This window comes from Flavobacterium sp. (genome assembly GCF_046153165.1).
Lineage (GTDB): Bacteria > Bacteroidota > Bacteroidia > Flavobacteriales > Flavobacteriaceae > Flavobacterium.
Genome location: NZ_JBJXEN010000079.1, coordinates 1 through 10,892, shown reverse-complemented (window position 1 = coordinate 10,892; position 10,892 = coordinate 1). Strand labels below are relative to the sequence as shown.

Here is a 10,892-nt window from a genome sequence, read left to right as displayed (position 1 = left end):
ATCCCAGCGATATTGCGTAATAACCCATGATTTGAAACGAACCCCAAGAAGCAGAAGATAAGGCGGCTTCTCTACATGCAGAAGATCCTTCGACAGCCATAGCTTTTTCCATCCGAGTATATTCTGCATCACCACCCAAATAATAATTCTTTGTCCATGAAGGATATAAAACGTCTTTTGTATTAGAATTGTAATAATTTTGAGGATTTATCCCTCTTTTTTGAAGTTCTCTCCAAAACACATGGCCTTCGAATAAGATTTTTGGCTTACCGCTTATAAGAAATCCTTTACCACTACTTTCTACTTCATTAACTGCTTTTACAACGGCTAATTCTAAACCAAAATTATTAGCAAAATCAAGTAAATCATTTTCTGATAAAAGCTGATTATTGTAACTTAAAAATTGATTATTGAGTTCGAAAAGTTTAGACCAAGATTTGATTCCAATAATACCATCTACAACCAAATTATTTTTTAATTGAAAATCTTTAGCAGCTGCATCTACTTCTCTAGTAAATGAGTCGGATACAATTAAATTATAACCTAATTTGTTTAGCATTTCGCATAGCGTTCTAACTTCTGGAGCTTTATTATTATACTGAATAGTTCTCATAATGTTTAGTTTTTAATAATTTGTGGATATGAAAGTGATTCTAAATAATTCAACCCGCTAATTTTTATTTCATTAAATAAAAAAGACATAGTTTGATTAAAATTATCATAACAGTTATTAGTTATTGAGAAAGCTTCAATACCTAATGAGAAATAAACCTTATCCCTTAATTTGAATTTGGTTAATTCTATTCCCGCTCCTTCATCAATTATCTTTTTAGCATCCACTAACTTATTTTGTTTAATATCAAACTTGATAAGCAATCTGTCTTTTTCAATTTTTAACCAATTTTCGTCGGTTATTTTCTCTGTAAATGAATGAATAATTGATAGTGTTTCACCTTCATTTGGAATGGTTTCGAAACTGTATTTCTTCCAAGAATTCACCATTCCCGTATTGTTATTATTGAATTTTTGTACTCCAAAATCATTTAAAAGAATTTTTAGCTCAAGTTTAGATTCCTGCTCTCCTTTCTCATTCCTTTTTGGTTCCCTTATCTTGATTCCTAAGGCATCTGAATTTGTGATTAAGTAGTAATCCTGTCTTGGAAAATAGGTTTCATTTTCAAAATTCAAATTTTTATTAGTAAACCAATCTTGTATGGTTTTAAATTGATCTTCATCTAAAATCCACCTTGTTTCTGTACTAAGTAGCATGACTTATTTTTTAGGGATAGTTAAAATAGTTGAAATAGAAAAATCATATACATCACTAAAAGTGCTAACTAAATTATTATCCTTATCAAAATATGTTGATGTAAAATTTATTGATGTATTAAGAATGGCAGAATTATTTAATAAAAAATTTATCAGAAGTGGGTTTTTAAAATCTGCTTTCAAGCGTTCTAATGTAAATGAAGCTCCTGTCGCATTTATTAACAATTCTACCCTAATTCTAGCTGTTGTAGTTTTTTGAGTTTGAAATTGTATTTGAATGTATCTATTAAAATTACTTGAAGTTGCAACAATATTTGAAAATTCTTTATTAATGTTTTCAATTATGTCATAATCAAGAAAAACTTTTTGAAGTTCTTTATTTGATAAGTTCGCATTTAAAGCACTAAATAAAATTTCTTTTTTTTGATCACTTTCAATAGAATAATTTACAAATGGCGTACTAGAAAATAATGGTTGATATACATTATCTATTGTTAATGCTGATAAAACCTTACAAGTTGACAATGAATTATTTTTGAAAGCAATTTTCTTCGTACTACCATCAATTTCTAGTGAAATTATCTCACCAATTGTTTTTTGAATATTAAATTCGATGATACTGGTATCTTTTATTTCCTTATGAATAAAATTAATATTCGCATATTGTGATAAACTATTGTTAATTGAATTGATTAATATACTTGCATCATTGAGGTTTTCTGTAGAAAAATCGACTAAGAAATATTTGCCATCAATACTAATATTTGCATTTTGAAAATATTGATTGCCATTAATTTCATATTTTGCTTCTATATCATTAGGATAAACAAATTTTATTTTATCAAAATAGTCTGTTGTGTCACCATCTAAAAACTTATTATTATACAATTCTATTTTAATTCTATTTAACTCAAATTCAGACAGATCAGGGCCAATAGCAAATTGAAAGCTAATCTTTGAAATGTCATTAGATAAACCAGTTCCATCTTCTGTACCATGAAAAATTGTATTTACACAAGGCATTTTGGTGTCAGTACTTCTAGTTATGTTATACCTTTTTGAGATTAATAAAAATTCATTTGGGGTTAACTTAGATTTGTATATTGATAGTTTATCTAAGTTGATTCCAGGTACAAAAATTTGTTCATATAATGAGAAATCCTCATTAAAATTGAATGGATTATTAATAAAACCTCCTCCAATTGTTTGGTATAAACTTTTAGAGATATCGGATTGTAAAGGATAATTTACAGTTTTATTTATCTTCAAAATAAATGTGCTTTTTACATATTCAGGCTTAATATCTTGTGCTTCTAAAACCGAAGTTGGTCTTATGGCATCAATTTTATCACTTATTATCATAGGCCTATTAAATGCTGCAACTCTTTTATTTGCCACACTTTCCATTTTTATAGTTTCAGAAAGATTAATGCGTTGAAACATTACGTCTTTAGCAAGTAGGAAATTTTTTCTCAGCTTGGTATATCCTTTAAAACTGAAAAACAAATCTATGTTAGACTTTAATTCCTCAATATTTGTAACCAAATTTGAAAAAGCAATTTTTACAGCTTCATCTTTAATACTAAAAATTATTTCTTTTTTAACATCATCTACAATACCATTTATGCGAATTATATTATCCTTAACTTTAAGATTTAATATAACCTCTTTTAATTGAATTGGAATGTTCTGAAGTTTTTGGTTTGCCACTTTGTTTTTAACATTGTAATTTAAAGTTACTTTACCCAACAAACCTGTATTTTCGCTTTTTTCATTTAACACATTTTCATAATAAAAAACTTGATTGCTGTTTAACGGACTGATTTCTATGTCTGGAAATTGTAGCTGTAAAGTATTGTCATTATAATCATAAAATAAAGTTTTTTGATCAATTAGACTGTTGTTTTCTATTAAAGGAAAATATTCTTTATTTAGAATTGTATTAATAATGATAGGCTGTAATACGATAGAGGTCAGTATTGGGTGGGCAATTACTGTAAAAGATGGGTTTTTATCTTCTTTTATAGTCGTAAAATTAGTGCTCAATTTCCCTTCTTCTAAGTTGAATCTGTTAAGAGGAACGATTTTGGCTCCATCTAATTTATATGTATTTAAATCTGGCATCTTATTTTAGGTTTAAATTTCAATATTTGTAATTTTTAGTGTAAAAAAATCTGCTTTATATTCATTTACTCTCTTTTTTATCTTAATTTCTTTAGTTTCGATACTATTATCACTTTTTTTGCTAATCGTTTGTTTAACATATATTTCATCTGATTCAGATGATGAAAAGTCAAAGACAAAAGTTTTATTTTCATCAAAGTTTTTCCAAGTAGCTTGCTCTAAAACATCTTGAAAATTCCCATTATAATTAACTTTTTTAAAGTCATTATTTTCTTTAATTCTAGCTAAAGATTTCCAAATTATCTCTCCATAAGAACTTTTATATCCAATCTCAATATTTATCATATTTATTGTTTCTAATAAAGAAGAGTTAGCAATTGAAATTGAAATTTGTATTTTTTCGAAATCCATAATTTTTAGTTTATAAAACAAAGAGGGTTATTAAGTAACCCTCTTCATTAATTAATTTACTCATTTGCAGCTGCTCTGATTTTTTCTATATCTTTATTTTGAGCATCAGATCCTGAAGGAATTTCGAAAAGAACATCACCAGATAGATAATCAATAGGAATAAATTCTGTAGAAATACTGATTTTTTTAGATTTTGCGCCTATTTTCCCTTTACAAGTATATTTTACTTTATATTGAGTTGGTTTGATGTCATAATCCGATTCATACCAAACTTTATAAGGAATTATATCTTCAAAATTATCAGCTGTAAATTTGAATTTTTGTGTTGACATTTTATCCACTTTTAAAGTGACTTCAAGAGTATCACAAGAAAATAATTCTTCCGTAGATAAAGTATAATCTATCATTTTTGTAATAGGTAGAGGTACGAATACATTTCTTCCATCAAAATCATATTCTACAACCTTATCTGCTAATTTTACTCGTTTGTCCTTTTCATACATTACGTTTGTTCTAACTTTTACTTTACTTGAAGTTGCATTTTTAACAAAATCAAAAACGTACTTATCATCATTCATTGAAGGATCATTCCAGTTTGCTGGAAACACTGCATCAATGGTTTTTCCGCCAGAAGTTGTATTTTTAATATACGGAGTACCACCAATTGCCATTTTACGACCAGAACTTTTCCAAACTAAATTTCCTTTAGAATCAGGGTAACCAACTTCTAATGCCACTTGATTTACTGCACTATCTGAGATAATAATTCCATCTCTATCAACTCTGGCTATTCCTCCATTTAATGCTGCAGTGACTTGAACTTTTGTAAAATCTTCATCTAATCTTACTTCAGTTATGTATTTTTTCAAGTCCTCTTTTGCAGCATCACCAGATTTTGTTGTTAAAGGAGTTAAATTACCACTTAGAGTACTATCCATAACGGTTACAGCACTAAATTTAATTTCATCGGTAAATTTAACCTCTCTAATTTGAGTACCTGATTTTAAACTTACTCCAACACTTATCCCTCCAGTAAAAATACTAAATAAGCCAAGTGAAGCATTTGGATCTGATGCAGGAGTAAATTGTTTTTCTGGTTTATCAAAAATTTCTTTTTGCAACAACTGAAAAGCAAAATCTCTTTGTTTAACTAGTAATTCTTGTTCGAATTTTTTCTTTTCATCGTTAGAAAACTGTTCGTCTGTAAATATTTCACTCACAATACCACCTTCAGTTTTGATCTTTTCATACTCATGCTCCCATTTTAAATCAACAAACCCACCTACATTAACATTTGCCTTTGCAGAAAAATAGGTATGTACTCTTTTTACATCAATCGTTGTTTTGATTACTGTGGTTGGAAGATATCCTTTGTATTTGATAGCATTTTGAACAACAAGATTATTGTTTCCGTTTTCTAAAGAAGATTTTACTAATGAAGCACTATTTCTACCCATCAATATTGAAAAAGCATTTTCACCTAATCCAAAAGTGGTTCCATTACCATCTCCTTGTACATTAAATGACCAAGGATTTTCACCGTCGAATGGTAATTTATCTTTTTCACCAATAATGTGCATAGAAATTTTATTTTCAGTCAATTGAATTGGTCTTACATTAGTTTCATTAAAATCTCGATCAACACCTTTTAAGAAAGAAAATAAACCAAATAATTTAGATTCTCTTTGATTTTGATATTCAGTACTTAATTTTTGTTTTAATTTATCAATTGCTTTTTTCAACACTTGATCTGGTACATCTATTGTTGATGTTAAAGTTGTAAAGGCACCGGCTTCTTCGCTGAATCCTTGCTCGCCAATAATAGTTCCAGCATCAAGAACACCCTTAAATACTTGCATTGAGAATTTGTATTTTCCATCTTTTACAGGTTCTTTAGCAAGTCTAGGTGCTTTCGGGAAATAATAAAATTGCATTGCTTTATTATCAGCCCTCAATTCATTATTGTTTGGATCTGGCGAAAATAAGAGAGTGTAATCTACTCCGTCTTCATTCTCTAATAAAATTTCTACTGTACCTGCTCCTGCGTGAGGATAGCCAAGTGGAGTTGCATTTGCCATAATTTTTTAAGTTTAATTGTTAATTATTTATTTGATTGTTATTTTTATTATTTAAGGAAATTCAGTTCTGGCTTTGTTTACTAAATCTAATAAATCAGAACCGCCACTCGCTGCATTGGTAGACGCATTTTGCCAACTTTGAACAGCTACTGCATAAGGTGTTCCTGACCAATATCCCCAAAATGGTCCACCGCTTTGACCTGGCCAAATATCCGCTTGATGATAAATCGCTTCATGTGCATCTGTAGTTGTGTTATCACCATCTAAAGCGATGCTGTTTTGATAAACAGGTCTTTGCGCACCTGTTAGGTCCATAGGATACCCCGCATGTGTCCATAGTGCTTGCCCATCCCATGAATCGCTATAAGCTTTAGCTCCCATCCAACCCGTGGTGTTACCTATATTTCTATCTAATACAATTACAGAATAATCATATTGTCCTTCTGTAGAATCAATTGTTGGTCCTTGAACTTTATATTTATAATAAATTTTCACAGCATTAGCTGTACCAAAAGTTGGATTAGGTCCATTATAATACATAGGAGAAAATTTTAACCATCCAGTTGTCCCGTTCGATTTAAAATCTATAACATGACAACAAGTGAGTACATGTCTTGGACCTATCATTACACCACTTCCATAGCCTAAAGCAGTTTCAACTCTACCTACACAGCCCCATGGATATGCAGTAGAATTATATACTACCCTTTGATCAGGTCCAAAAATAGTTTTGCTTCCTTGTGGTTGCATAAATGTTTCTCTATCAATAAATTTTGGCTTTTTAGAACCTTCTTTGTCAGCTTTTAGATTAAAGACTTGGTCTAGGTATTCAGGACGATAAGGAGCAATCTCTATCGCTGCTCTAGAACCCTTTTCTAACATTTTCACTCCAATTGCTTCTACTTGATTAAATCCTTCATCATCTATAGATAAGGTCTTTTTTGCTTTGATGTCTTTTGCCTTTTCCACTTCGGCAGATGACATAGGCAAATCAGTTTTTTTAGTTGTCATTTTTATTTAATTTAAATTTTTCCTACTCTTTTTAGGCTTTTCGGAATACGCCTTTATATAAATATTTTTTGCTTTAATTTCGCTGTGGTACTTTCGGTCTGATTGGTTTGAGCTGCTCCCATTGCAGACAAAGCATTTGCAGTTTGAGCATCTAATAACTTTCTGGTAATATTTCCGCTCGTCGCTCTTAGTATTTTACAAAAATTATAAGTAAAGTAACCTCTGGTTTGCCCTGCAACATCTCCTTCCATAGATACTTGATTGTCCATACATCCTGCCCATAAAACATGATTCATACCTGTTACTGTAGTTAAGGATTTAGTAGATGTTGTTTTTTTGGACTTTTTAGGCTCCAAATCTTTGGCGTAATTGATATAAAACTCATCTTCTAGCATTGGTGGAATAAATCTTGGTGATTCATTTAATGGAGCAAAACCAAACTCTCCAAGATTAACTTTTCTAGTTCCAGTCCCTGAGTGACAACAATCAAAAATTACTTCAAGTATGACTCCTGATTTTAGTTTTTCTAAAATCGATTTAAAATCATCATCTCTTAATACTCCAGCTGTCGCATAATCATGAGGACATATGGCTTCATCAAGACCATCAATTTCAATGTCTGCGCCAATATTAGCCACTCTTGTACCATGTCCTGAATAGTAGAAAACAATCGAATCACCTGAGACACTTCCATCAATTAACCATTTTAAATAATTAATAATATTTGATCTTGTCGCATTTTGATTCGTTAAAATTCTAATATTAGAAGGAGCAAACCCGCAAATTACCAATGTGTTAGCCATATCACGGGCATCATTGACACAACCATTTAAATCTGGACCTCCTACTCCTATGGGTGCATAATCATTTATGCCCACTAAAACTGCTTTTTTTGCCATAACTTTATAATTTTAATTAGTTTACTTTATCTATTTTTTTTAAAACACTCTCGAAAGAGTAGACTATTTATATGAATCATAAATTCTTATAAAAAAATAAACTAAGTTTTTAATTTTGTTCGATGTAAAATTGTAATTATTTAAACATCTGCAAAAGAGTATATTACCTGATTTTATAAAAGGAATTTAACGGGGAGAAAAAATAAAAAATAGTTAAAAAAAAGGGGGTATTTCCCCTTGTAAACAAAACAGTATGACGATATATTTGCATCTATAACAACTAAAACTAAAACTATGAAAAGAATTTATTTTGCTACAACAATTGTTTTTTCACTTTTATCATTGATTTCTTGTGGGACTGGTGAAAACCATGAAGCTCCCTCTCAGTTAATTACACAAGAAATGGCTAAAAATTTAAATACTAAATATATTAATGAAAGATCTGGGGTAATTTCTCAAAGTATTAATCGAGAAGACGCGAATGCAATATGGTATTCTATTGAAGAATTAGAAAATTACATACATTATATTAAAACTGAAGGAGAAAATAAAGGAATACAAGTAAATGGCATTAGATTTTATCTAGGTGTTTATCCAAATGATACTGTTACTTATCACGAAAAATCTGGTTTAACAACTATTTTTTTATCTCCAACAAAAAGACGAGCTACAACAGACAAACCTAACAGCCAAAACACAAATAAAGTTGCTCTGAAAACAGAAACGGAAGAAAATGTAGATGCAACTGAAATACAACCTTTAAACTTTGGAGGAATGGGGAATCCTCCAAAAATCGAATACGGAGGGAACTAAAATATGCTAGAAAATATAAGATTTTATTCAATTTTTTTAACTCTAATATCAAGTGTCATAGGGGTCCTTTTTTGGTATAAATTACCCAATTTAAAATCTAAATTATTCTTGTTTTCTATCTTTTTTTCAATGATAGCAGATTTTATTGGAACAAATTTTACAAAATGGACTGGGTTGCTAAACTATGAAGTTTATAATTTGTATATCCTTATCCTTTTTACTTATTATCTAATTTTTTTAAAATCATTATTAAAAAAAATCTTATACCAAAATATTGCTTCTTTTTTTCTTTTTATTTTTTTAATAGGTTACTTAATAAATATCTTATTTTTTCAAAATTTTTTTAAAAATGTTATAACAAATGGTTATGCTATTGGTGTTCTGTTTGTCACTATTTTAAGTTTACTCTATATTTTTGAAGTATTTACTTCACAGCTAATATTAAATTATAGTAAGTCTATCTTTTTTTGGTTTATTCTAGGTGTATTAATTTTTCATGTACCTTTTTTACCTTTTATGTTATCATTACAATGGTTTTTGATAGATTATAATCCAACGATTTACGGATTAATTATATTTTTTCTAAATTTACTCATGAACTGTTGTTTTGTTATAGGATTTTTATGGAGCGAGAAGAAATACAATTATTAGTCATATCATTTAGTATCGTTTTATTTACGTTATTACTAGCTATATTTATTTTATTTTCCTTTTTTCAAAAAAAGAAATCAAAGTTTTTAATAGACCAAATGGAGTCCGAGCTTATTTTTCAAGCCGAGTTAACAAAATCGAAAATCGAAATAAAAGAACAAACATTAACTAATATTAGTAGAGAATTACACGACAATATTGGACAAATACTTTCTGTAGCATTAATGCAAATGAATATTATTATCGAAAATGACGGTGAATACACAAAAAAAGAACTCAAAAACATCAAAGAACTTGTAAATAAATCATTAAATGAGATTAGATTATTGTCAAAAATAATGAACGGTGATATTTTTGTAAATACTAATTTTATTAAATCTATATCTGAAGATTTAGAAAGAATAGCCGAATTAAAAAAAATAAAATATCAGTTAAATGTAAGTGGTGAAATTCAAAAAATAAATAAAGAGCATCAAACAATTATATATAGAATTTTGCAAGAATCCATAGCTAATATTTTAAGACATTCACATAGTGAAACTATTGCTATAGAAATATTTTTCACTTCAAAAAATTGCAAAATAAATATTATAGACACGGGAAAAGGTTTTGACTATAAAAAAGAATCAAGTGGTACTGGACTAGCAAATATTAAAACAAGAGTACAACTAATAAAAGCTACTCTTAATATTAACTCTGAAATAAATAAAGGCACAACAATAACTATTGATTATCCAATAAATACCGAAGAAAATAATTAACGTTATGGAAAAAATAAAAATTGTAATTGTAGATGATCATTTATTATTTTCTCAATCACTTTCTTACTTAATAGGAACATTTAAAGAGTTTACAGTCATTGGAAGTTATAGCAATGGAAAAGAGTTTACAAATATATTTTCAAATGAATTTGAAAAACCAGACATTGTTTTACTCGACGTTAATATGCCTATTATGGATGGTATTGAAACCATGAAATGGTTGAAAGAAAACCAGCCTACTTTGAAAGTCTTAGCATTATCTGTAAATGATGATGAAGACACTATTATGAAAATGATTACAAATGGCGCAAAAGGATATCTACTAAAAGATACTCATCCTAATACTTTTAAAGAAGCACTCATTGAGGTGTACAACAAAGGTTTTTATTATTCGGAAATGGTTTCAGGATATCTTATAAATAAACTTACTAGTAACGAAAATAAAATTGTATTAAAAGAGCGCGAAGTCGAATTTATAAAGCTCGCTTGTACCGAAAAAACATACAAAGAAATTGCTAATGGTATGTGCTTAAGTCCAAAAACTATTGATGGATACAGAGAACAATTATTTCAAAAGCTAGAAATTAAAACTCGAATTGGACTGGTCTTATATGCAATAAAACACAAAATAGTTTGTATATAATTACCCTTCTTTATTAGCCAATTGTCCGCAAGCAGCATCTATATCTTTGCCACGACTGTGTCGCACTTTTGCAATAATTCCGTTTGCATCTAATGCTTTTATATAGGCATTTATAGATTCTGCAGATGCTTGTTGAAACTCACCATCATCTATAGGATTATATTCAATAAGATTTACTTTGCAAGGAACATGTTTACAAAATTTTACCAAAGCATCGATAGACTCTTTGTTA

10 protein-coding genes and 1 pseudogene are annotated in these 10,892 nt (G+C 29.0%); 3 read left to right on the top strand and 8 right to left on the bottom strand.

Annotated elements, in window-relative coordinates:
* From ACKVOV_RS09410 to ACKVOV_RS09380, 7 genes are all read right to left on the bottom strand, one after another.
* Positions 1 to 613 (bottom strand): N-acetylmuramidase domain-containing protein (locus ACKVOV_RS09410; protein ID WP_409206504.1); only part of this gene is annotated, 613 nt, incomplete at its 3' end.
* A gap of 5 nt (positions 614 to 618) precedes the next feature.
* Positions 619 to 1,269 (bottom strand): hypothetical protein, encoded by a 651-nt coding sequence (locus ACKVOV_RS09405; RefSeq protein WP_409206503.1) that lies wholly within the window; start codon positions 1,267 to 1,269, stop codon positions 619 to 621.
* Between the two features lie 3 nt (positions 1,270 to 1,272).
* Positions 1,273 to 3,393 (bottom strand): hypothetical protein, encoded by a 2,121-nt coding sequence (locus ACKVOV_RS09400; RefSeq protein ID WP_409206502.1) that lies wholly within the window; start codon positions 3,391 to 3,393, stop codon positions 1,273 to 1,275.
* A 12-nt stretch (positions 3,394 to 3,405) separates the two neighbouring features.
* Positions 3,406 to 3,804 carry a hypothetical protein gene (locus tag ACKVOV_RS09395; RefSeq protein WP_409206501.1) on the bottom strand — a complete coding sequence of 133 codons (399 nt, stop codon included), beginning with the start codon at positions 3,802 to 3,804 and terminating at the stop codon, positions 3,406 to 3,408.
* Between the two features lie 56 nt (positions 3,805 to 3,860).
* The gene (locus ACKVOV_RS09390; RefSeq protein WP_409206500.1) at positions 3,861 to 5,882 is read right to left on the bottom strand and encodes a hypothetical protein; all 2,022 of its coding nucleotides are present in this window, start codon (positions 5,880 to 5,882) and stop codon (positions 3,861 to 3,863) included.
* A gap of 51 nt (positions 5,883 to 5,933) precedes the next feature.
* Positions 5,934 to 6,893 (bottom strand): trypsin-like serine peptidase, encoded by a 960-nt coding sequence (locus ACKVOV_RS09385; protein ID WP_409206499.1) that lies wholly within the window; start codon positions 6,891 to 6,893, stop codon positions 5,934 to 5,936.
* A gap of 53 nt (positions 6,894 to 6,946) precedes the next feature.
* Positions 6,947 to 7,792 (bottom strand): caspase domain-containing protein, encoded by an 846-nt coding sequence (locus ACKVOV_RS09380; RefSeq protein WP_409206498.1) that lies wholly within the window; start codon positions 7,790 to 7,792, stop codon positions 6,947 to 6,949.
* A 294-nt stretch (positions 7,793 to 8,086) separates the two neighbouring features.
* Between ACKVOV_RS09380 and ACKVOV_RS09375 the strand changes: the two genes are divergently transcribed.
* From ACKVOV_RS09375 to ACKVOV_RS09365, 3 genes are all read left to right on the top strand, one after another.
* Positions 8,087 to 8,605 (top strand): hypothetical protein, encoded by a 519-nt coding sequence (locus tag ACKVOV_RS09375; protein ID WP_409206497.1) that lies wholly within the window; start codon positions 8,087 to 8,089, stop codon positions 8,603 to 8,605.
* A 623-nt stretch (positions 8,606 to 9,228) separates the two neighbouring features.
* Positions 9,229 to 10,017, top strand: a complete 789-nt coding sequence (locus tag ACKVOV_RS09370; protein WP_409206496.1) for a sensor histidine kinase — start codon at positions 9,229 to 9,231, stop codon at positions 10,015 to 10,017.
* Positions 10,018 to 10,021: 4 nt separating this feature from the next.
* Positions 10,022 to 10,660: a response regulator gene (locus ACKVOV_RS09365; protein WP_409206495.1), complete on the top strand. Its 639-nt coding sequence runs from the start codon at positions 10,022 to 10,024 to the stop codon at positions 10,658 to 10,660.
* Here ACKVOV_RS09365 and ACKVOV_RS09360 read toward each other — a convergent pair.
* Positions 10,661 to 10,892: pseudogene (locus ACKVOV_RS09360) on the bottom strand (23S rRNA (adenine(2503)-C(2))-methyltransferase RlmN); the annotation flags it as partial.